The sequence below is a fragment of the Corallococcus sp. AB038B genome, from assembly GCF_003668955.1.
Taxonomy (GTDB): domain Bacteria; phylum Myxococcota; class Myxococcia; order Myxococcales; family Myxococcaceae; genus Corallococcus; species Corallococcus exiguus.
In genome coordinates this window covers 617,984-640,249 of the sequence record NZ_RAWO01000001.1, presented here as the reverse complement: position 1 = coordinate 640,249, position 22,266 = coordinate 617,984, and the positions used below count along the sequence as shown (strand labels likewise).

At 69.6% G+C, this 22,266-nt stretch carries 20 protein-coding genes; 4 read left to right on the top strand and 16 right to left on the bottom strand.

Annotated features, from left to right (window positions below; all coding sequences use genetic code 11):
* Positions 1-247: 247 nt before the first annotated feature.
* From cas7c to D7Y04_RS02705, 7 genes are all read right to left on the bottom strand, one after another.
* Entirely contained in the window at positions 248-1,192 is a 945-nt protein-coding gene (cas7c, locus tag D7Y04_RS02735; RefSeq protein WP_121758218.1) for a type I-C CRISPR-associated protein Cas7/Csd2, read from the bottom strand.
* Between the two features lie 38 nt (positions 1,193-1,230).
* A complete protein-coding gene (cas8c, locus tag D7Y04_RS02730; RefSeq protein ID WP_121758217.1) occupies positions 1,231-2,943 on the bottom strand; it encodes a type I-C CRISPR-associated protein Cas8c/Csd1 in 1,713 nt (570 codons plus the stop codon).
* Positions 2,940-3,608, bottom strand: a complete 669-nt coding sequence (gene cas5c / locus D7Y04_RS02725; RefSeq protein ID WP_121758216.1) for a type I-C CRISPR-associated protein Cas5c — start codon at positions 3,606-3,608, stop codon at positions 2,940-2,942. Before cas5c ends, cas8c begins: the two co-directional genes overlap by 4 nt.
* Before the next feature lie 28 nt (positions 3,609-3,636).
* Entirely contained in the window at positions 3,637-5,850 is a 2,214-nt protein-coding gene (locus tag D7Y04_RS02720) for a CRISPR-associated endonuclease Cas3'' (RefSeq protein ID WP_233601247.1), read from the bottom strand.
* A gap of 140 nt (positions 5,851-5,990) precedes the next feature.
* Positions 5,991-6,935 (bottom strand): ribokinase, encoded by a 945-nt coding sequence (locus D7Y04_RS02715; RefSeq protein ID WP_121758215.1) that lies wholly within the window; start codon positions 6,933-6,935, stop codon positions 5,991-5,993.
* The gene (locus tag D7Y04_RS02710) at positions 6,932-7,633 is read right to left on the bottom strand and encodes a dienelactone hydrolase family protein (protein ID WP_120593886.1); all 702 of its coding nucleotides are present in this window, start codon (positions 7,631-7,633) and stop codon (positions 6,932-6,934) included. Before D7Y04_RS02710 ends, D7Y04_RS02715 begins: the two co-directional genes overlap by 4 nt.
* 3 nt (positions 7,634-7,636) lie before the next feature.
* Entirely contained in the window at positions 7,637-8,314 is a 678-nt protein-coding gene (locus tag D7Y04_RS02705) for a phosphoribosyltransferase (RefSeq protein WP_120593923.1), read from the bottom strand.
* 219 nt (positions 8,315-8,533) lie between these two features.
* Here D7Y04_RS02705 and adh point away from each other — a divergent pair, with 219 nt between their 5' ends.
* Positions 8,534-10,060, top strand: a complete 1,527-nt coding sequence (adh, locus tag D7Y04_RS02700; RefSeq protein WP_120593885.1) for an aldehyde dehydrogenase — start codon at positions 8,534-8,536, stop codon at positions 10,058-10,060.
* 10 nt (positions 10,061-10,070) lie between these two features.
* A complete protein-coding gene (locus D7Y04_RS02695; RefSeq protein WP_120593884.1) occupies positions 10,071-10,460 on the top strand; it encodes a DUF779 domain-containing protein in 390 nt (129 codons plus the stop codon).
* Between the two features lie 24 nt (positions 10,461-10,484).
* Here D7Y04_RS02695 and D7Y04_RS02690 read toward each other — a convergent pair whose 3' ends face one another.
* The 8 genes from D7Y04_RS02690 to D7Y04_RS02655 all read right to left on the bottom strand — a co-directional run bounded on the left by D7Y04_RS02690 (position 10,485) and on the right by D7Y04_RS02655 (position 18,285).
* A complete protein-coding gene (locus tag D7Y04_RS02690) occupies positions 10,485-13,325 on the bottom strand; it encodes a GAF domain-containing protein (RefSeq protein ID WP_121758214.1) in 2,841 nt (946 codons plus the stop codon).
* A gap of 155 nt (positions 13,326-13,480) precedes the next feature.
* Positions 13,481-14,434, bottom strand: a complete 954-nt coding sequence (locus tag D7Y04_RS02685; RefSeq protein WP_121758213.1) for an aldo/keto reductase — start codon at positions 14,432-14,434, stop codon at positions 13,481-13,483.
* A gap of 40 nt (positions 14,435-14,474) precedes the next feature.
* Positions 14,475-14,747: a DUF5985 family protein gene (locus D7Y04_RS02680; RefSeq protein WP_121759254.1), complete on the bottom strand. Its 273-nt coding sequence runs from the start codon at positions 14,745-14,747 to the stop codon at positions 14,475-14,477.
* A 21-nt stretch (positions 14,748-14,768) separates the two neighbouring features.
* Positions 14,769-15,026, bottom strand: a complete 258-nt coding sequence (locus D7Y04_RS02675; RefSeq protein WP_120593881.1) for a DUF5985 family protein — start codon at positions 15,024-15,026, stop codon at positions 14,769-14,771.
* A complete protein-coding gene (locus D7Y04_RS02670) occupies positions 15,019-15,426 on the bottom strand; it encodes a hypothetical protein (protein ID WP_121758212.1) in 408 nt (135 codons plus the stop codon). The genes D7Y04_RS02675 and D7Y04_RS02670 overlap by 8 nt, the downstream gene beginning before the upstream one ends.
* Positions 15,427-15,554: 128 nt before the next feature.
* Complete coding sequence (locus tag D7Y04_RS02665; protein WP_121758211.1) at positions 15,555-16,376, bottom strand: hypothetical protein; 822 nt, start codon at positions 16,374-16,376, stop codon at positions 15,555-15,557.
* A 32-nt stretch (positions 16,377-16,408) separates the two neighbouring features.
* Positions 16,409-16,798, bottom strand: a complete 390-nt coding sequence (locus D7Y04_RS02660) for a response regulator (RefSeq protein WP_120593879.1) — start codon at positions 16,796-16,798, stop codon at positions 16,409-16,411.
* Positions 16,799-16,812: 14 nt separating this feature from the next.
* Positions 16,813-18,285, bottom strand: a complete 1,473-nt coding sequence (locus tag D7Y04_RS02655; RefSeq protein WP_120593878.1) for an ATPase domain-containing protein — start codon at positions 18,283-18,285, stop codon at positions 16,813-16,815.
* 84 nt (positions 18,286-18,369) lie between these two features.
* Here D7Y04_RS02655 and D7Y04_RS02650 point away from each other — a divergent pair, with 84 nt between their 5' ends.
* Both D7Y04_RS02650 and D7Y04_RS02645 read left to right on the top strand, forming a co-directional pair.
* The gene (locus D7Y04_RS02650; RefSeq protein ID WP_121758210.1) at positions 18,370-19,716 is read left to right on the top strand and encodes a short-chain fatty acid transporter; all 1,347 of its coding nucleotides are present in this window, start codon (positions 18,370-18,372) and stop codon (positions 19,714-19,716) included.
* Between the two features lie 138 nt (positions 19,717-19,854).
* Positions 19,855-20,370, top strand: coding sequence for a hypothetical protein (locus D7Y04_RS02645; protein ID WP_121758209.1), 516 nt, complete (start codon positions 19,855-19,857; stop codon positions 20,368-20,370).
* 67 nt (positions 20,371-20,437) lie between these two features.
* On the opposite strand, the gene D7Y04_RS45420 is transcribed toward D7Y04_RS02645, so the two are convergent.
* Complete coding sequence (locus tag D7Y04_RS45420; RefSeq protein WP_304988627.1) at positions 20,438-22,264, bottom strand: DUF4397 domain-containing protein; 1,827 nt, start codon at positions 22,262-22,264, stop codon at positions 20,438-20,440.
* Positions 22,265-22,266: the final 2 nt, after the last annotated feature.

Below are 22,266 nucleotides of genomic sequence, written 5' to 3'. Positions count from 1 at the left end.
AGGCCCATTCGGCAATCTCGAATGGATTCATCAGCGCAGAGCGCCAGCCTCTGTCCTCCAAACCTGTCCGATTGTCGGACAGGTGCGTACGGTGCGCAGCTAACGGGGAGGTCCAGCAGAATTCTCACCTTCTCAGCCACGGGAGCTGAATTCATTTCCGAAGGCTTGGAGCTGATGACCGAGGTCGATGAATTGTTCGGGGCCAAGTGCGGTCGACCAACACGTCATCAACTGGCTGTCACCTCACCTATCCGCCCAGTTCCATCACTTCGACGCCCGACGGCACGCTTCCCACGCTCAACTCGTAGTCAGAGAAGTCGCGCGGCGGCTTCGACTCGTCCTTGCGCCGCAGACCCACCGTGTCGAACAGCTTGTGCGCGGGTGCATTGCCCAGCTCGCTCGCATGGCGGAACACCAGCAGGCTCCGCGTCGCCATCAACCCGCGCGCCGAGCTCCGGTCGTGGTCAAACATCTCCACCAGCGCCTTCCACAGCAGGTCCAAGTCCCCTTCACTGAACTTCGTCTGCCGCGCGAGCGCCGGTGAGATGAAGCCGTGCGCACGGTACAGCCCGTAGGGCACCGTGTTCTTGCGCCCCATCGTCCGGTTGTCTCCGCCCTGCTTGTCCGCTTCCTTCCGCGTCGCCACCGCCATGCGCGTGATGGTGTGCTCCACCGCGACCACCGGATCCAACGAGCGCCCGAACGTCATCTGCACCGGCCCCCGCACCTGCCCCGCGTTCGCTTCCCTCAGGGTCATAAGCGCTCCGAAGGTCCTCACGTCGAAGTAGCGCCGGCACATCTCATCGCGCACCCGGTGCACCACCTCCCCTTCAGAAGCCTTGCGCGGCTTCTTCTCCGCCTTCCCCTTGCCCTTCCCCTCCGGCTTCTCGGTCTCCGCGGCAGCCTCCTCACCGTCCTCCTGCACCTTCAGCCCCAGCCGCTCGTACGCCTCAGCGTGGAGCATGGAGAGCACGGCCCGCTCCTTCACGTAGATGTCGTAGCCATCCTTGAAGCCGTGCACGAGCTGCACGTAGTTGCGCACCTTGCGCTTGAGGCACACGTCCGTGACCAGGCCGTGGCCCGTCTCCGCGTCGAAGCGCGGCAGGTTGCCTGCGTCCGGGTCTCCGTTGGGGTTTCCGTCCTTCACGTCGAACAGCAGGACGAAGTCGTAGCGGTTCTTGATTTCAGCCATGGCTTGGCACTCCTGATGACAGGTTTGGGACTTCAAACTCAGGACTGGGCGGGCGGCGTGGACTTGCGGAAGAAGTCCTCGCGCTGGTGGTAGTAGCCCACGGCGAACAGCCCCTGGGCCTCCAGCGTCAGGGCTTTCGGCCACACCGTCGCGGGGAAGCGATTCATGATCTGCCCCATCAACTTCTCCAGCCAGCCAGCACTGTCCGCCTTCGCGGCGTGGTGCGTGGACAAGCGGATCAAGCGCGGGAACACGACGCCAGGGTTCGCCATCGCCGATCCGAAGTAGCGGTCCTTGATGCTGGCGTTGATGTCTCCCAGCGCCGCGTACTGGAGCCTTTCCAGCACCGCGAACAACCGGCCCAACTGGTACGGCACATCGGGACTGTCGGGATTCAATGACACGGACACCTCCAGGGGAGCGACGCCACGCGCAGGTCTCAGCAACGTGGCCTTGATGAGCGCGCAGCGCGCGTGCAGTTGGAACGGGGATGCATCGTCCTTCTCGGGGACTCGCAGCCGACGCAGGGCCGCGGACAACAACTCCCTGGGAAAGGGCCGCCCGCCCAGCGCGGCCGCGATCAACTTCGCGCCCAGGTCCGGTGGGCTGCCCCGGCTTCCTGGCGGCTCCACCGCCTTCAATGCCTCCCAGACGGACATGGGCCGGTCGCGTCTGCCAGTGAGCTTCAAGGCGTTGAAGTAGCTCAGCACGTTGCACTTGAGTTCGTGGATGGAGGACTCGAACCAGTCCCGCACCACCACTCGCGCCGCATTGCCTCCCAACGTCATCGCGTAGAAGCGCGTCGAATCGAACTCTCCCGGCTCCAGCCCCCGAAGCGGTGACTCCGCGAAATGCACCGCCTGCGCCGGCTGCGAGAAATCGAGCACGTTCAAAAGCGTGTTCACCACCGGGTCCGGCTCTCGCGTCCAGAACACCGCGACCGCGCCATCGCCCAGAGACACGCCCTGCCGATAGCGCCGCGTCCCATCCCGGGCCAGCAGGTGGTTCAGCGCCGTGGCGTACCCTTCCGCCGCGGCCCTCGAGATGGGTGCGTTCTCTCCCTGCGTCAGCCCATGGGAGCTGAACGCCTCCTCGTTGAACGACACCAGCGCCGCTCCCGAGGACTGCGCCCCCGGCACGTTCTTGATGGAGGGATGCAGACGCGCCACGGGCCCCACTTCTCCCGTGACCAGACACCGCATCCTCCGCGCGTCCTCCTCCCCCTGACCTTCCGCGCCCCTCCGCCGCGCCCACGCCTCGCGCAGCGCGGGACGCTCGTGCACGAGGACTCCCTCGTCGTCCCCTGACCAGCGGAACGCCAGGCGCTCCTCGCCTGTCCACTCCTCTCGCTGCGCCACCACTTTGGGGAGTTGCTTGGCCAGCTTCGCCAGGAACGCGGCGACCGCTTTGGCTCCCGGGTCCTTCGTCTCCTTCGCCACCGCGTCCACCACCGCCTGGAACGCCCCCACTCGCTCCGGGTTCTTCCTCGCCTTCGCCGCGTCGCCTCCCCACCCCAGGACGTACCTCGCGTTGTCCACGAAGAAGCCGGGCAGGATGGCCACGGTCCTCTTCGGAATGCGCGGCACCGCGCGCTTCGTTCCCCGTCCCCGCTCGTCCGTGGTTGGCGTCAACGACAGGAAGCGTCCGTCGTCCGCGACTTCGATGAGCGCATCCACCGAAAGCAGCTCGAAGTCCGGATCCTCCAGCAGTCCCTCACGCTGCGCATAGGCATACAGCGCATGGAGCATCATCGCGCGCCCTCCCCTGCTCCGCCTTGCGACCGGAGCACCTCTTCCAGGGGCGGCACCTTCAGCCGGCCTCCCGCAAGGCGCGCGTTGAAGAACAGCGGCACCGTGCCGCCTTCGCGATAGTCGAAGTCGTAGAACATCCATCCCAGCGGCCGGTCGACCTCTGGCTGGATGGGACGCACCTGCTCAGGCGCGGGCTCCACGGCGGCGACGAACTCGCGGCAGCCCAGGTAGGGCGCCTGGAAGGTCTGTCCCTTCTCCAGCCGCCGCTCGAACATCTCCTCGAACTTGCGCACCGAGTCCTCGGGCCCCGCCCGCTCCGTCATCCGGAACGAGGCGGAGACCACGTAGTCCACGTCCCTCAGCGCCACCGTGTTGCGCTGCGCCCTGCGGTCCGGGTCGTCCGCGAACAGCGTCACCCCTTCCGACATGCGGTGCTTCACTTCGTTGCGGCGGAAGCTGGTCCACGCGATGGGCGCGAGCACCGTGATTTCATTCACCCTCCAGCGGATGGCCGGCTTCCACAGCACGGACTCCAGGAGCCCTCGCGCCGCGGAGGGCGTCATCACCTCGTAGCTCACGCGCTCCACCTTCATCTCCGGCCGGCTGAAGCACGCCATCGGCCCCCGAGCCCGGAGGCGGAAGACACGGCTCTCCTGCGCTTTCATGTCGCCCTCCTGTGCTTCGCGTGTTCGTTCATCCGTCCACCCCAGGTGCCAACGCATCCACACGCTCGGGCACCAGGCCCAGCCGCGCGTCGTAGGCCGTGGCCTCCGCCTCACCCAGCACCACCACCGTCTCCGCCACCCAGCGCGCACGCCTGCTCGCGAGCCAGGACTCCCGCTGCCTTCGGGTGACGTTCACCGTGAAGCGCTGCAACCGGCGCAGCCGGTCCCTCGAAGGACCTCGCTGTTCCAGCTCCGCTACCAGCGCGGGCGCATCCCCCCAGCGCACGACAACGGGCGCGGACCAGTCGTCCTCGATGAACCGGAAGCGCTCCGCCGTCTCCCGGAAGCGCAGCTGCTCGCGCTGCTCCTGGATGCCCTTCGCATCCAGGGACTTCGCCCCGTAGAGGCGCTTGAAGTAGGCGTCGAACGTCGACGGTTCGAAGAGGTCTAGCTCCGGGTTCGCTCCCAGCAGCGCCCGGGTCGTCCCCAGCGCCGTGCGGGGCACGCCGAGCGGTGGCTCCGTGGATGCCAGGAACACCCGCAGCTCGCCTGGCTCCGCGAGCCTTCCCTCTCGGTTACAGCGGCCCGCCGCCTGGGCCAGCGCATCCAGTCCTCCCAGGGCGCGGTAGACCACAGGGAAGTCCAGGTCCACGCCCGCTTCCACCAGTTGCGTGGACACCACCCGCACATGCTCGCCTCTCGTCCGGCGTTCGCGGATCTCGTCCAGCACCTGGTTGCGATGCGCGGGGCACATGAGCGCGGAGAGATGAACAGTCCTCGCGTCTCCGAGCCGCGAATCCAATGCCTCACAGACCCGCCGGGCGTCGTCGCGCCGGTGCACGATGGCCAGGACGCTCGATTCCCGTGACAGGTCGTCAGCGAGCCGCTCATGCGACCAGGGCTCATCGGCGTCAGGCCAACACACGCGCACGCGCCGCAAGCGGCGGAAGGCCTCCCGAGGCTCCGGCAGGATTTCACGCACCTGCTCGAAGCCTTCCGCCAGCCCCGGCCGCCGCCCCAACGCCGGCTGTGTGGCCGTGCAGATGACCACCGATGCGCCATGGTCCGACACCAGCGTGCGCAACACATCCAGGATGGGCGCCAGCAGGCCCGGGGGCAGCGTTTGCGCTTCGTCCAGCACGATGACGCTGCCCGCCAGCCGGTGCAGCTTCCGGCAGGCACCGGGCCGGTTCGCGAACAGGCTGTCGAAGAGCTGGGCCGTGGTCGTCACCACGACGGGCCGGTCCCAGTTCTCCGCCGCCATGCGGTTGCGCGCCGTCTCCCGCTCCGGGTCCCCACCCGAGTGGTGCTCCAGCACCGCGTCCTCGCCCAGGGCCTCCGCGTACACCGCCGCGTTCTGCTCGATGATGGAGGTGAACGGGATGGCCACCACCACACGCTCCAGCTCGTGCTTCACGGCGTGCTCCAGCGCGAACGCCATCGATGCCAGCGTCTTGCCGCCCCCCGTGGGCACCGTCAGGCTGAAGATGCCCGGACGCTCGGCCGCTCTCGTCAGGCAGGCTTCCAGCACCTCCGCGCGCACGCGGTTCACTTCCGACAATGGTCCCTGTGCCTGGACTCGCGCCTTCAGCCCGCCCAGGTGCCGCGAGAGCCTGTCGCGGAGGATGGGGATGGGTGGTGAACCGGCACGCAGGGCCGCGCGCCCGGCATCGAAGAACGCTTCCGTGTCCAGGAAGTCCGCGTCACAGAGCGCGGAGAAGAACATCCGCGTCCAGACCTCCAGGCGCCGCCGCCAGGCCCTGGTCTCCCGAGGCGATGTCGGACGTACGGCCAGGAAGTCCGGCAGCGTGAGCAACCGCTCCACGCGCAGCAATGCTTCTGGCGCCGGCCATGCCAGCACCTGGGCATACAGCCGCTGCCTGTCCTCCTGCTGGAGACGGTCCGCCAGCGCTTCCGCGTTCGCCAGCCCTGCATGGTGCCCGGCGATGACGAAGGCCAGGGGCGTCCCTACGTCCGGCCCCAGCACCTCCCTCGAGTGCAGCGCTCCTGCGGTGGAGTGGTCCCGAGGCCCCGACGAGTCCTCCTGCTCCAGGTGCGCCGCGATGCCGTTCTCCTCACGGATCCGGCGCTGGAACGCAGCCGTGTATTTCCCCAGGTCATGCCACCGTCCCGCGAGCCGAGCCCACTCCTCGGAGCCGAAGCGCCTGGCGAACCGCGCCGCCAGCTCACCCACGGCTTCCAGGTGCTCCTCAAGCAGGTGCGGCCGTCCCTGTTCGTCCACATGTGCCCAGGCCGCGTGTGCATTGGACAGAGTGCCCCCCAGGCAATGAATGGCGTCAGCATGGACCACGGTCCACGCGCGCCGACATCCCCCGGAAGAGGCATGGCGAGACAGCGGACGATGTGTCTCGGACGTGTTCGCTACGGCGGCGCGAGCTGAACATCCAGCTCTACGTCCGAGAGCAATCCGAGCACTTCATCCCGGTACGGCAGTCCCGCCTGCGCTCCCAGCCGCGTCGTCGCGATGGCAGCGGCTGCATGCGCGAAGCGCGCGGCGGAGAGCAGTGGCTGAGACTCGGCGAGGGCGACACAGAGCGCCGCGGAGAAGGCATCCCCCGCTCCGGTGGTATCCACTGTGTCCACCGGCAGCTCAGGCAGCCACGCCTCCTCCTCCCGCGACACCAACAGACTGCCCCCAGGCGCCGCGATGATGGCCGCCCCCACGCCGCGCATCAGCAGGTTGCGGGCGGCTCGCCGCGCGGAAGCACGGCCATGCACCGTGATGCCTGTCAGCGTCCGGGCCTCGGAGGCGTTGGGCCGGATGACGTGCACATCCTCCAGCAACACCTCCGGCAGCGGCACGGCCGGCGCGGGATCCAACACCACCCGGACTCCGGCCGCTCGCGCCAGACGGACCGCCGCCTGGACCGCGTCCAGCGGCACCTCCAACTGCACGAGCAATACCTTCGCGGTGGCGATCCGCTCCGCGCTCCGCAACACATCCCGGATGGAAAGTCTGTGATTGGCGCCCGGTGAGAAGAAGGTCTGCTTCCTCCCGCGTCCATCCACCATCACCAGCACCGCGCTCGAGGGCGCGGATGGATCGGGCACCACTCCCTCCAACGCAACGCCTTCCCGTTCCAGCAACGTCACCTGCCTCAGGCCGCGCCCATTCGTCCCCACCCGTGCCACCAGCGAGGCTCGCGCCCCCAACCTCACGGCGGCCACCGCGCCGTTGGCTCCCTTTCCTCCGAGCGCCTCCTGGAAGACGTCACCCTCGGCGCTGCCTCCCGGCTCCGGCAGCGACGGCCCTCGCACCAGGTAGTCCGTGGCCACTCCCCCCACCACCACGATGCGCGGGCTCATGGCGGGGCCTCGCCGGACGGCTGCTGCCGTGCGGCCGTGACCAGGTGCTGGAGGAACCAGTCCCGGGCCAGCCGGGCCGCCTGCTCCAGTGTCCCCGGCTCCTCGAAGAGGTGGGTCGCCCCGGGGACAATCTCCAGCCGTTTGTGCGTGCGCAGCGCCTCCAGGGCCTGCTCGTTGAGTGCAATCACTTGCGTGTCCTCCCCACCCACGATGAGCAGGGTGGGCGCCCGCACCGCCGGCAGCGCCGCGCCCGCGAGATCCGGACGACCGCCCCGGGACACCACTGCCTGGATGGCTTCGGGCATCCGCCCCGCGGCCACCAGCGCCGCACCCGCTCCCGTGCTCGAACCAATCAACCCCAGCGGCTGGCCTCCCAACCCTGACACCCGTTCCAGCCACCGCGTGGCTCCTACCAGCCGCCGCGCCAGCAACTCGATGTCGAAGCGCAGGTGCCGCGTCCGCCGCTCGGCCTCCTCCTCCCCCAGCGTGAGCAGGTCCATGAGCAGTGTCGCCAGCCCCGCCTGCTGCATCACTCCCGCGACGTACCGGTTGCGCGGGCTGAAGCGACTGCTGCCGCTGCCATGCGCGAACAGCACCACGCCGGAGACAGACTCCGGCACGCTCAGCGTTCCTTCCAACCCCACGCCGGGCTCCACCTCCAGCCGCACCGCGTGCTCTGAAATTCTGTATTCAGCCATGTTTCAACCCTCCGCCGGCCCCACGGCAGCCCCTTCACCGTGCGCAGCGCGCGCCAGCAGCTCGCGCACCTCGTCGTCGGTGGTCTGCGTGAAGTCCTCGAACCATTGCCCCACCGCGTAGAACGGCTCTGGGGTGTGGACGCAGACGACCGCGTCCGCTTCGCGCTCGAACTCCGCGCACGTCTCCGGCGCGCCCACCCCCACGCCCACCACGATGCGCGCGGGCTTCTGCTGACGAAGCGCCCGGAGCGCCGCCCGCATCGTCGAGCCCGTGGCCAGCCCGTCATCCACCAGGATCACTGTCCGCCCTTCGACCCGCGCGGAAGGCCTGCCGTCACGGAAGAGCTGCTCCCTCCGGACCAGCTCCCGCCCCTCGCGCGCGGCAGCCGCGGCGATGGCCGACTGGGAAATCCCCAGCCTTCGCACCACACCCGCGTTGAGGACCGTGACGCCTCCGGTGGCGATGGCCCCCATCGCCAGCTCCTCGTGCCCCGGTGTGCCGAGCTTGCGCACCACGAACACGTCCAGCGGCACCCCTAGGATTCGAGCGACCTCGAAGCCCACGGGCACACCGCCGCGCGGCAGCGCCAACACCAACAGGTCACCCCCTCCGCCGAGCAGGACGCGGAGCCGTTGGCCCAACGCACGGCCGGCGTCGACGCGATCTCGAAACATTTGCATGTCTTGCTCCCATCTCTTGAGGTGGAAGACATGCCGGATGGCAGCAAGGGCACCCTGCCCGCCCGCTCGCATCACGCCCGAGTAACTGATTCAGCGATCAACCATTAACAAACATTTACATCCGACTTCTTACGCGTGACGCGAAGCGTCACCTGCCTATGGTCTGTTCCGCGTCAAACCCCCGTAGGAGTGCGTCAAAACCCAACGCAGGGAGTCCCCATGTCGAAGGTCTATGAAGCTCCGGGTCAGAAGGGCAGCAAGGTCGAGTACAAGAGCCGTTACGGCAACTACATCGGCGGTGAGTTCGTCCCGCCCGTGAAGGGCCAGTACTTCGAGAACATCAGCCCCGTCACGGGCCGCCCCTTCTGCGAGATTCCCCGCTCCACGGCGGAGGACATCGAGAAGGCGCTCGATGCCGCGCACAAGGCGAAGGACGCGTGGGGCCGCACCGCCGCCGGCGAGCGGGCCAACATCCTGCTGAAGATCGCCGACCGCATGGAGCAGAACCTGGAGATGCTCGCCGTCTCCGAGACGTGGGACAACGGCAAGCCCATCCGCGAGACGCTCGCCGCGGACCTGCCGCTCGCCATCGACCACTTCCGCTACTTCGCCGGTTGTATCCGCGCGCAGGAAGGCTCGCTCAGCCAGCTGGATGACAACACCGTCGCGTACCACTTCACGGAGCCGCTCGGCGTCGTGGGGCAGATCATCCCTTGGAACTTCCCGCTACTCATGGCCGCGTGGAAGCTGGCGCCCGCGCTCGCCGCCGGCAACTGCGTGGTCCTCAAGCCCGCGGAGCAGACCCCCGTCACCATCCTCAAGTTCGCGGAGCTGGTGGGCGACCTGCTTCCCCCCGGCGTGCTCAACATCGTGAACGGCTTCGGCATCGAGGCCGGCAAGCCGCTCGCCAGCAACAAGCGCATCGCCAAGATTGCCTTCACGGGTGAGACGACCACCGGCCGCCTCATCATGCAGTACGCCTCCGAGAACATCATCCCCGTCACCCTGGAGCTGGGCGGCAAGTCCCCCAACATCTTCTTCGAGGACGTCTTCGCCAAGGACGACGACTTCGCCCAGAAGGCGCTGGAGGGCTTCGCCATGTTCGCCCTCAACCAGGGCGAGGTCTGCACCTGCCCGTCCCGCTCACTGGTCGCCGAGCGCTTCTACGACGACTTCATCGCCAAGGCCGTGGAGCGCACCAAGCGCATCGTGCAGGGCAACCCCCTGGACGTCACCACGCAGATTGGCGCGCAGGCGTCCAATGATCAGCTGGAGAAGATCCTCAGCTACCTGGACATCGGCAAGAAGGAGGGCGCCAAGGTGCTCACCGGCGGCGGGCGCAAGTCGCTGTCCGGCGCGCTGGCGGAGGGCTACTACGTGGAGCCCACCATCTTCGAGGGCCACAACAAGATGCGCGTGTTCCAGGAGGAGATCTTCGGCCCCGTCGTGGCGGTGGCGAAGTTCAAGGACGCCGAGGACGCGCTCGCCATGGCCAATGACACGCTCTACGGCCTGGGCGCCGGCGTGTGGACGCGTGACAACAGCACCGCGTACCGCATGGGCCGCGGCATCCAGGCGGGCCGCGTCTGGGTGAACTGCTACCACCTGTACCCCGCGCACGCGGCGTTCGGCGGCTACAAGCAGTCCGGCATCGGGCGCGAGACGCACAAGATGATGCTCAATCACTACCAGCAGACGAAGAACCTGCTCGTCAGCTACGACCCGAAGCCCATGGGCTTCTTCTAGGACGCCCCGCATGCCCGTGCCGCGCGTCGAGGTCACGCCGGCCGCCGAGGCCCTGCTCCACAAGATGCAGGGCCTTCACGGTCCGCTCCTCTTCCACCAGTCCGGCGGCTGCTGCGACGGCAGCGCGCCCATGTGCTTCCCGCGCGGTGACTTCCGCGTGGGCCAGGAGGACGTGTACCTGGGCGACATCGTCCGCACGCCCTTCTACATGTCCGGCCCGCAGTTCGAGCTCTGGCGCCACACCCACCTCACCGTGGACGTGGTGCCCGGTCGCGGCAGCGGCTTCTCCGTCGAAGCCCCTGAAGGCGTGCGCTTCCTCATCCGCTCACGCCTGTTCACCGATGACGAGTACCGCGCGCTCGAACAGGAAGGCCCCCCGCCCAAGGGGCCCCAGCACTGAAGGCATCGCCGGCCCCAGCCTCCCTCACATCTCCGGGGGAGGCAGGGGCCGCGCTTCCGCCGTGTTCCGGGGCAGCCGCAGCGTGAAGGTGGCGCCCTGCCCCGGCTGGCTGTCCACGTCGATGCGGCCGCCCAGCGCCTCCACAATCTGGCGGCTGATGTAGAGACCCAGGCCCATGCCGCCGTAGTGCCGCTCGCTCACTGCGCGCTCGAAGCGGCCGAAGAGGCGCGGCAGCGCGTCCGCTTCGATGCCGATGCCCTCGTCGCGCACCTCCACCCAGGCTTCGTCGCGCGCATCCACGCCCGCGCGCACTGACACCGGGTGGCCCGCGCCGTACTTCGCCGCGTTGGAGAGCAGGTTCATCAGCACCTGGCCCAACCGCAGCGCGTCCCACTGGCCTGTCAGCGTGCGCGGCAGCTCCAGCTTGAGCAGGCACCGCGCCTGGGTGAACACGTCCCCCAGCCGCTCCACCGCGTCGCGCGTCAACTGCGCCAGGTCCACCTCCGCGCGATCCAGCGACAGCTTGCCCAGGGACATCCGGCTCACGTCCAGCAGGTTGTCCACCAGCGCCGTCAGCCGGAGCACCTGCCGCTGCGCGGTGTTGAGCCTGCCCGTCACCGGCCCGGGCGTGCCCGCTGTCTCCAGCGCGCGGCCAATGAGGTTGTGCTGGAGGATGAGGCTGGTGAGCGGCGTCTTCAATTCGTGGCTCGCCACGGAGAGGAACTCGTCGCGCAGCCGCACCGCGGACTGGGCGTCGTGGAACAGGCGCGCGTTCTCCAGCGCCACGCTCACGCGCAGCGCCAGCTCCTCCGCCATCGTCACGTCCGCGGCCACCAGCGTGCGCTGGGGCTCGGCGGTGAACAGCGTGATGACGCCCAGCGTGCGGCCGCGCGCGCGCAGCGGCACCGACAGCACGGACGTGGGCGCCAGGCGATCCACCAACGCCCGGTGCGCGGCGCTCGTGGAGACGGCGTCGCAGCGCGTGAAGTCCAGGCGCGACAGGAAGCAGACCTCCCCGGTGCGGAAACACTGGAGCGCCGGGTGCGCGGGCCCCCGGTCCGTGCCTCCCAGGGCCGCATGGAGGCGCGCGTCGTGCGCTGCAACGCGGTGGGCCGCCGTCACCCGCCGCAGGGTGCCGTCCGGCGCGGCCAGGTCCACCAGACAGCCGGTGGCCACGTGGTCCACCACCAGCCGCGCCACCTCTGGCAGCGCCTCTTCCACGTCGTCCAGGCGCAGCGCCAGCACGCGGCTCGCGTCCAGCAACAGCTGCAACCGCTCCTCGGCCTCCTTGCGCCGGGTGACGTCAGCCATGGCGCCGGTGAGCTCTGTCACCTTCCCGTCCGGTCCGCCGATGGACTGCCCCACGCTGTGCAGCCAGCGCACGCCGCCGTCGCGGCGAATCACGCGGAACTCCAGCTCGAAGAAGCCCGGCGGCTCGCGCTGGTAGCGGTGGAACTCCGCCTCGATGTGCGGCCGGTCCTCCGGGTGCAGGCGCGCCAGCATGTCGCCCACCGGCGCCGCCGAGTCCACCGCCGGCAGGCCCAGCATGTGGTTGAGCGCCGCGTCGCGCAGCTCCTTGCCGCGCACCAGGTCCAGGCGCCAGGTCCCCATGTCGCCCGTCACCAGCGCCTGCCGCAGCCGCTCCGTGCGCTCGCGCAGCGCTTCGTAGAGCGCGGCCCGCTCCAGCGCCTGCGCGCACTGGTGCGCCAGCGCCTCCAGGAACGCGCGCTCCTCGGCGGGGAAGACGCGAGCCTCCGGCCACCCCAGCAGCAGCAGGCCCCGCGCACGCGTCTCTCCCCACAGCGGCACCACCGCGCGGGCCCCCGGCCCCTGGCGGCGCGCGAACTCCGCGCCTTCCGGGTGGCGTGCGACGAACTCCTCCAGCGTCCCGAACCACTTCGCCTCGCGCCGGGGGGCCGGGTCCGTCCCGTCTGGTGGCCGGGTGAACGACGCCAGCGAGTCTTCCGGGTAGCCCAACACGCGCAGCGGGCGCATGAGGCCGTCCTCCTCCAACGCCAGCACCGCGACGCGCGTGGCTCCGCTCGCCTCCCACACCTCACGCGCCAGCACCTGCGCCACCGCGTCCTCGGTGGCCGCGCGGGACAGGGCCGCCGTCACCGCCTGCAGCCGCGCCGTGCGTGCCTGGGCCTGACGGGCCTCGCCATACAGGCGCGCGTTGTCCAGCGACAACGCCGCCCGGCGGGCCAGCTCGCGCGCCAGCTCCAGGTCCTGCTCACCAAAGCGTCCGGCCGTACCGGACATCAATGACAGACTTCCCAGCACCCGCCCGCGCGCCACCAGCGGCACCACCATCACGGAGCGGCACCCCAGGCGCCACGTCTCCTCCAAGGCCGCGTTCCCCCGTGCCGCCGCCAGGAAGGCCTGTTCGGGCACGTCCGGGATGAGGCGGGCCTCGCCGGTGCGCAGCACGTGGGCCATGTTCTGGGAGCCGTTCTCCTGGAGGGCCCAGCGCTCCCCAATGGCATACACGGTGGGTACGAGCGAGGGGTCCCGGTGCGTCGCGGCCCTTCGCACCACCTGGTTCGAAGGCGTGACGACGTCCACCGCGCACCAGTCCGCGAACACCGGCACCACCAGCTCCGCCAACTCGCGCAGCACCGTGGGCTCGTCCAGCGACGACGCCAGCACCTCACCCGCGCGGGCCAGGAACGCGAAGCGGCCCTCCTCCGCGGAGGATGACACCTCGCGCACTCCTGACAGGGACACGGGCACGACAGTCTCCACGGCGGCGGCCTCACGCGTGACGGCCTCGCCTCCGCTCCCGGACACGGGGACCCCGTCGTTCGCCGCCACGGCGGACGGCGGCGGTAGCTCGGTCGAAGGCTCGATGGACGGTTCGGGCATGGAGCGCGGGCCACGGCGTCACGGGGATGACGCCTCACCAGTGGGACGTTTCGATAATGACGGCCCCCGACCGGCCACAAGCCTCCCCGGCCACTGGATTCCTGGCGAGTGTCCGGCAGGCAACCCGCCCGGCCTGCCTGCCCTCGCGCAGTGCCTCAGCCCGCCGTGACGTCCGGTGAAGGCGGGTTCCACCACACCGCCCCCTTCTCCTGGATGGCGGTGTGCGCCCGCTCCCGCACCGCCTGCATCCCCGCGGCGTCCAGGGGCTGGAAGGCCGCGGCCGATTGCAGCGCGGCGTCCTGCTCGTTCGGGAAGCCCATCCCCATCAACATCACGTCCGGATCCAACGTCAGCGTGTATTGCACGCACTCCGCCACCGACAGGTGCGGCAGCATCGGCGTGTCGCGCGTCTCTCCGCCGGAGCTGACCTTGCCGCGCGGCCGAGCCTGGAGCGGACGGCCGTAGCCCTCCGTGTCTCCCAACAGCTTGCCCGCGCCGAACGTCTTGAAGGACACCACGCCCACGCCGTGCGCTCGCGCCAGGGGCAGCACCTGCTCCACGTAGCGCGCGTCCACGAACGGCCCCAGCGGGAACATCACCACGTCGCACCGCCCGGAGCGCACCGCCGCCACCAGCGCGTCCGGGTGGTGGCAGGAGATGCCCTTGAAGCGCGCCTGCCCCTTCGCCACGCACGCCTCCAACTGCGCCAGCGCGCCGCCCGGCCGGGCCAATTCCTCCCACTGCGCCAGCGACTTCACCGCGTGCAGCGCGAACAGGTCCACCGACGGCAGGCCCAGCCGCCGCAGGGACGCCTCCACCTGCGGCGCCACCGGTGCGTCCAACTCGTCCACCTTGTCGATGACGAACACGCCCTCACGCCGGCCGCGCAGCGCCTCGCCCACCACCTCCTCGCTCAGGCCGTCCTCGTAGCCAGGCGCTGTGTCGATGACGTTGAGCCCCGCGTCCAGCGCCCGCGCGAGCGTGGCGACCAGTTCCTCACGAGGCACCGTGCGGTCCGCCAGGTCGCCGATGCCCACCGCCGTCGCGGTGAAGCCCGTGCGTCCGAGCGCGCGGCGCGGGGTGAAGCGGGGAAGCGATGTCGTGGTCATGAAGCAATCCTCCCGTCAGGCCAAGGAGGAGAACAGCATCTCACCGCGCCTGGCGCCCCGTGCGGTTCTTGTCCCAGATGGCTCCGAGGATGAGCAGGTAGGCCATCAGGCGAACGACATACAGGTAGTGGATGCGCTCGGCGTCCAGCGTGGGCGCCAGCAGCGCGCCCAGCAGGTTGTGGACGCCCATCAGCGTGAAGGCCAGGGAGAACAGCGCGAACAGCCGGTCCTTCGACTGGAGATAGAAGCGCAGGAAGAACAGGGCGCACGCCAGGTACGCCATCAACACCGCGCCATCGAGCAGGATCTTCATCATGGCGTCCCCCCCATTGCGTCAGGACACGTCCCAGATGAGGCCGAAGAGCAGCACGCCGGCCCCCACCAGCGATGTAACGGTGCGCTCCAGCGACAGGTCGCCCGCGGGGATGAGCACCAGGTCCACGAAGAGCAGCACGTTGTTCAGCGTGAAGACCGTGAAGCACAGGCCGCTGTAGAGCAGCAGCTTCATCCGCGTGCGCCGCCAGGCCCGCAGCAGCAGCACCGCGCACGCCAGACTCGTCAACGCGCACAGGATGTAGACCGCCTCAGCCATGTCCGTCGCCGTCCTTGTCCTTCTTGATCACGAACGCGTCCGCGAAGCCCCTTACCCGGTCCATGGGGCGTGAGAAGATGAACGAAATCACACTCACGCGCCGCGCCGAGTACGCCATCGCCAGCTCCGCTGTGGCCTGAACGTCCTCCGAGCGGCCGGGGCTGAAGCGGTAGGCGTCCTCCGCTACCCCATCCTGGAGAAGCAGCCCTCCTGTCTTCAGCTCCGCCATGCGGCGGGCCGCTGAGGCTTCGGTGATGCGCAGTTCCAGGGCAACCGCCGGCGCCGACCACGCCCGCTCCGTCCGGGCGCGAAGCAGGAGGAGCACCTCCAGCTTCTCGATGGAATCGATGTGCGTCGTGAGGAAGCGCTGGACCCGTGGTGAGAGGCCGGCGTCAGTCACGTCTCCACCTATGGACCCAGATACTTTGTGAATCAACCTTTCTATTGGGGGCGGTTGTTCACAGTTACACACGAGCCCGGTCGCCTGACTGGTCAGGGTACGTCACGCCAGGGGCCGCCTGATTCCGCCTAGTTGCGAACGCGGGGGGCGGGGGCACGGACGCGGACGTCCATGCGGGCGTCGCCGGCCACCATGCTGCTCAGGGCCTCTGGTTGGGCCGGGGACAGGCGGGCCACGGCGCGCAGGGCGGCCACCAGGATGAGGGCCTCCAGGCTGGAGGGCACCGCCAGCCCCTCGGGGCCGGCCTTCACGGGCAGGGGCAGCCGGGGCGCGCGGCCGGCGGCGGTCAGCGCGTCCACGGCGTAGGTGGGGCGGGCCTCCAGCGACACGGTGATGGCGGGCAGGGACTGCGCCTCCTTGTCGGCGCCGTGCACCTGGAGCTCCAGCAGCCGCCCCAGCGAACCGGGGGACAGGTAGAGGGCCAGGCCCGACGGGCCCTCGTCGTCGCCGTGGAAGACGCAGCCCTCGTAGGTGTGCTCGTGCGCGCCCGTCACGTCCACGGTGAAGGCCTGGCTGTCATCCCAGTGCGTCCAGGGCTTCGCGTCCCAGAACTCGGTGGCGGCCTGGACGAAGAGCAGCGCTTTGTCGCTTCCCAGCCCGGACACACCCAGCTGGCCCCACGCGAGGAAGGTGGCGATGGCCGCCCGGGCGGAGAGCGCCGCCAGGGACGGAGGCGCCACGGCCAGGCCCAGCGCCTCGGCGGCTTCCGCCAGCGCGGGCTCGCACGACACCTGGGATGGCTCCAGGCCGGCGATGAGGGCGCGCACGCCAGAGAGGTCCGTCTGTTCGAAGACGGGGGCGGACGGTTCGCCCGACTCGCCGATGCGCAGGTAGACGCCGGTGGTGCCCACGGAGAGGGGCACGGGACCCAGCTTGAGCAGGTGGAACATGGCGGACCCTCCGGGAACGCGGGCGGTGCGCCTCACCCTCCCAGGATGCGGGGATTCGCGTCCAGGGCCCTGCGGACCATCTTCATCAGGGCGCGGATGTCGAACGGCTTCTGGAGGAACTCCATGCCCGGGTGCAGGCGCTTGAGGCCGCTGACGTCCACGGCGCTCATGCCCAGCACGGGAATCTGGCGCAGCGTCGGGTCCTGCTGGATGCGCGCGATGAGGGCGGGACCGTCCAGCACGGGCATCATCCAGTCCGTGAGCACCAGGTCCGGCTTCACCTCCGCCAGGCGCTCCAGGGCCTCGCGGCCATGGGACGCCGTGAGCACGCGGTAGCCCTCCTCTCTCAGAAGGTCCGCGAGCGCCTCCAGGATGCCCTGTTCGTCGTCCACCACCAGCACGGTCTCGGTCGCGGGAACCACGGAGCCTCTGGGGGTCAGGAGTGGTTGCCCGGGAAGCGGGCGATGCCGGTGAGCAGCAACTCGGGCGACGGCTGGAACGGCGGCTGGATCTCGATTCCCTGGGAGGTGATGAGGAACTCGCGCAGCGTCGGATCATAGTCCGCGTCGCGCAGCTTGAAGATGGACAGCAACCGCCTCAGGCGGCCATTGAGTTCCAGGTGGCGCATGAACAGCAGGTTCTCCGCCACGCCGGACAGGCCGGTACCCAGGGGAACATCCATGTCCGGGCCGAAGAGGCGCGGCGTCTCCAGCGTGAAGACGGTCGTCACACCGTGGCGTCGCAATTCCTGCGTGAGCGCGGCGAAGAAGGGACTGATGCGCGCCGGCTCGTTCGTGGTCTCCACCATGGCGCTCAGGCCATCCACGAACAGGCGTTTCACACCGCGTCTGCGCACGTCCTCCATCAGCGTGTGCGCCACCAAGTCCAGGTTGCACTCGGCGGGCATGTTCCACTGGAGCACCAGCCGGCCGTCCTTCACCGCGCTGGCCAGGGACAGCCCCACGTTGGCCGCCTTGTGCATCAGCCGGTCCGGCCCCTCGTAGAAGCTCACCATCAGGCAGGGCTCGCCCAGGCGCAGCCCTTCCGCCAGGTGGCTGACGCCGAGGATGGTCTTGCCGCAACCCGGGGGCCCCATCACCAGCGTGGTGGACGCCGCGGCGAAGCCCTCCGGAATCATGGCGTCCAGCGTGGGCACGCCGAAGCGCACGCGCTGCGTGCCCCAGTCCGGCGGCTGCGAGCGGCTGACCATCGTCTCCAGGCGGGGGAAGACCTCCAGGCCCGCCTCGGAGATGCGGAAGTGGTGCGAGCCATTGAGGCTGGCGCTGCCCCGGAACTTGCGCACCTGCAACTCGCGCCACGAACGCATGGCCGCCGTGCGCTCGCGCAGCTCCAAGATGCCGTCCACCATGGTGTATTCCGGGTGAACGGTGGGGCCCACGCTGCTCGTGAGCAGCAGCGCGGTGAAGCGGGACAGGCCGGCGGACACCTGGAGTTCGTGGATGAACTTCTTGAAGTCGCGGCTGCTGCCCGCGGCCTCCTGCGCCTGCACCAGTCCGTCCAGCACCAGGATGCCCGCGCCGTGGTTGCGCATCTCCCGGCGCAACAGCTCCAGCAGGCCCGGCAGCCCCTGCTCCTCCAGCATGCGGAAGCCGCTGACGTAGTAGATGCGCTGCGGCAGCTGGGAGGCGTCGAAGAACGCCATGCTGCGCAGGTTCGCCAGCATGCGCGAGTGCGACTCGGCCAGCAGCGTCACGTACAGACAGCGCGTGCCCTGTTGCGCCTGCGAGTAGCACAGCTGGTTGGCGAAGATGGTCTTCCCCGCGCCGGGCTCCCCCACCACGATGTAGACACCTGAGGCCACCAGGCCACCGCCCAGGACGGGATCCAGTCCGGGAACGCCTGTCGCGATGCGCTCGAAGACGGGAGGGTGCTGCTCGCTAGGGGACATGGCGACCGCTCATACCGTAAAACCCGGGGTGTCGCCCTGGGAGATTCGCGCCGGGGCCCCCTGAACGCCTGGAGCCCTCACACCGTGGAAACCCTCGTCCGGTTCGCCGAAGGGCTGGGCCGCTTCTCCGCGCGCTTCGTCCCCAGCGCCTTCTCCATCGCGGTGCTGCTCACCCTGCTCACCATGGCGCTGGCCATGGGCTGGGTGGGCGCCGCGCCGCCGGTGGTGCTGGACGCGTGGGGCGGAGGCTTCTGGGAGCTGCTCACCTTCTCCATGCAGATGGCGCTGGTGATGTTCACCGGCTACCTGCTCGCGCTCACCGCCCCGGTGAAGGCAATGCTGGAATGGGTGGCCAGCCTGCCCAGGAGCCCCCGGAGCGCCACCGCGCTGATGGCGGCGGTGTCCATGGCGCTCGCGTACTTCAACTGGGGCCTGTCGCTCGTCGCCAGCGCCATGCTGGTGCGCTTCATCGCGCGCAGGCGTCCGGACGTGGACTACCGGCTGCTGGTGGCCTGCGCCTACTTCGGCCTGGGCGCCACTTGGCACGCGGGACTGTCCGCCTCCGCGCCGCTGCTGGTGGCGACGCCGGGCCACTTCCTGGAGAAGCAGCTGGGGGTCATCCCCATCGACCGGACGTTGTTCTCCGCCTTCAACGTGGGCCTCACGCTGGCCGCGGTGGCGCTGCTCACGGCGCTGGCGTGGGCGCTGCATCCTTCTCCCGAGCGCACCGTGCGTGTGGAGCCCGCGGTGCTGGAGAAGCTGGGCGACTTCGTCCCACCTCAGAAGCCCCAAGGGCGCTTGAGCCCCGCGGAGTGGCTGGACCACGCGTGGCTGCTCAACGTCCTCTTCGGCGTGCTGGGTCTGGCGTGGTTCGCGCGGCACCTGTGGCTGAACGGCGGATGGAAGGCGCTCAACCTCAACGTGGTGAACTTCACCTTCCTCACGTTGGCGGTGCTGCTGCACGGCACGCCCGCGCGGCTGATCAAGGCGAGCGAGGAGGCCGCGAGCGTGCTGCACGGCATCGTGCTGCAGTTCCCGCTGTACGCGGGCATCTACGGCATCTTCAAGGCCACGGGGCTCACGGACCGCATCGGGGAGCTCTTCGTGTCGCTGTCCACGCAGCAGACGTTCCCGGCCATCGTGTACCTGTACAGCGGCGTGGTGAACTACTTCGTGCCTTCTGGAGGTTCCAAGTGGGCCATTGAAGCGCCCTACCTGCTGGATGCGGCGGGACGGCTGGGCGTGGCGCCGGAGAAGGTGGTGCTGGCGTACGCGTGGGGCGACATGGCCACCGACCTCATCCAGCCCTTCTGGGCGCTGCCGCTGCTGGCGGTGGCCCGCTTGGAGTTCAAGGACATCCTCGGCTTCCTCCTGGTGGCCTTCCTCGCGTACCTGCCGCTGGTGACGCTCGGCTTCTTCCTGTTCGGGTAGCGCGGCGCGGCGTCCCCGGTGCGAAACCCTGGAATCCGGGGCTTGGGGAATGACGCGGGATGTTTCATGGTAGACAGGCACACCAAGGGGCCGGACGTGGGCCGGCCGCCTTCAACATCACCGAGGGGACCCCAAGACATGAAGAGCCTGATCAACGGAAGCGTGCTGTGCGTGGTGCTGGGTGTGGCGACGGTGGCGGGAGCGCAGCAGAACGAGGTGGTCGCGCCGCCGGCGGAGCTGGTGAAGGCCCCCAGCGCGGACGCCATTCGCGAAACCTGGAACTACTTCTACAAGGGCCAGGGCCAGGGTCCCGTGCTGGTGGAGGCCAAGCTCTGCACGGACGTGGCCAAGGACGGCCCCAACAAGTACGAGTGCACCGCCGAGGTGGGCCCCGAGGGCGTCAAGGCGAACACCAACGTGATGCTGTGGCAGAGCTACCTGGTGCCCCAGGGCGACTCCATTGACGACATCACGGTGCAGGTGAAGCAGGGCACCACCGTGCGCGAGACGAAGGACGTGAAGGTGAAGGGCGAGGGCTGGCGCGCGCGGCAGTGGACCGGCGTGCGGCTGCCCAAGGCCGGCAACTGGACCGTGGCGGTCATGCGCGGCGACCAGGTCCTCAAGGAAGTGTCGGTGACGGTGACGGGGAAGTAATCCGCCGTCCCATCCCAGGCATACCGACGCCCGCCGGGAGCACTCCCAGGCGGGCGTTGCTGTCTGCTCAGGGCTGGAAGACGTCCTCGCCGCGAGGCGTGAGCACGCTCCAGGTGTTGGAGCGCAGGTTGAAGGCGCGGAACGTGAGGCCCGCCTCCCAGTCCCCCATCAGCAGGAACAGGTGGGGCCGGGCGAGGGGCAGGCCCTTCACGGACCGGGACTGGGACGCGGCGCCCACGGTGCCCCGGACGGCGTAATAGACATACGAGCCCGTCACGTCGGTGCCCGTCGGCGCGGGGAAGACCGCTCCCTCCGCGGGGCCACCGGACGCGCCATACGCCACGTCTGGTATGACGGGCGTGAAGGTGGTGCCCCGGCCGATGCCGTCACCCGCCACGTCGAAGAACCCCAGGCTGGCGCCCGTCACGGGCGACGTGGGACAGGCGTTGACGAACCGCACGCGCGCGTCCTGCGCGTCGGACGGCAGGGAGTCCGGCACCACGAATGCCTTCGGAGCCAGCGCGCCCGTCCCGCCCGCGCGGCCGGACACGACGACGAGGTAGCGGCGGCCCGCCTCCAGCGGACCCGTCTGGGCGCCCTCCAGCACGGACGTCACGCCATCTGACTGGAGAACGAAGGACAGCGGATGTCCCGCCGCGCTGGCCGGCAGGTCGCCCGGCTTCGGATCCGCGCCGAACTGGAAGTCCGCAGCCACGGGCACGCCCTGGCTGAGGGCCTTCAGCGGAGCGCCCGAATCCAGCGCGTGGAAGAAGTACAGCAGCGGGTCGCGCTTCAGGCGCACGGCGCCGTCCTTCCCACCAGGGATGAGCAGCAGCGACGGGGCAGCCGGGTCGTTCATGGCGCGCCGGTCATCGCCGAAGGACACGGCGTAGTACGCGGTGCCCGACGTCAGGCCGCCCGAGGGCAGCGTGTAGGCCAGCTCGCCGCTCTGGGAGGGCGCCGGGTTGTCATTGCTGCCCCGGACGAGCAGTCGCGTCGTGGACGCCACCGGGATGACGTGCCCCAGGACCTCCGTGTCCGCGGTGAAGGGCGCCACGTTGGGCAGGTCCAGCCCAGAGTCGGTCCGGATGAAGCGCGGCCTGCTGGCGGCGACCACGCGGTCCGCCGTCACGTGGCGCAACCGGGCCTCGCCAGCGCCCGGGGCTCCCAGCGTTTCATCTCGCAGCGCGAGCAGCTTCGGCGTGTCGAACCGCACCGTGCCCATGCGCGACATGAGGCCCAGCGCCAGGACGGTGACGTGTTCGCCCTCCGCCAGCGACACGCCCTGCAACGTGGCCAGGGCCGCCTCCGTGGCGGGCTTGCCCGTGTTGCGCACGCGGAAGGTCAGGTCCGTTCCGGGAGCCACCGGGATGAAGTCCGTGACCGCCGAGTTGCCCGGCTCCACGCCGGAGAACAGCGGCGCGGCGTCCCCGAGCGAGAGGTCCATGCGATACGTCGCGGCCACCCACGGGGTGTTCGGCTCTGAGGAGTTGCCTTCGAAGAGCACGTTGACGAAGCGCACGTACGCCGTGCCCGCGTCCACGCCGGCATCCGTCTGCGTGCCCGCGTCTGGCTCCGTGCCCGCATCCACGCCGGCATCCACGCCGGCATCCGTGCCCGCGTCCACGCCGGCATCCGTCTGCGTGCCCGCGTCCACGCCGGCATCCGTGCCCGAGTCCGGCTGGGTGCCCGCATCCGTCTCCGTGCCCGCGTCCGGCGGCGGTGCGGACGTGACGGCCACGCACTTCTCCTCCTGGCACTTCCAGACCTGGCCCGCGGGAGCAGCGCCCTTGTCGCGGCAGTCAAACGAGTCCACGCACTCGGCGGAATCACATCCGGCCAGCGCCGAGGCCAGGCCCACCACCAGCATCCACTGTCTCCAGCTGTGTCTCATCG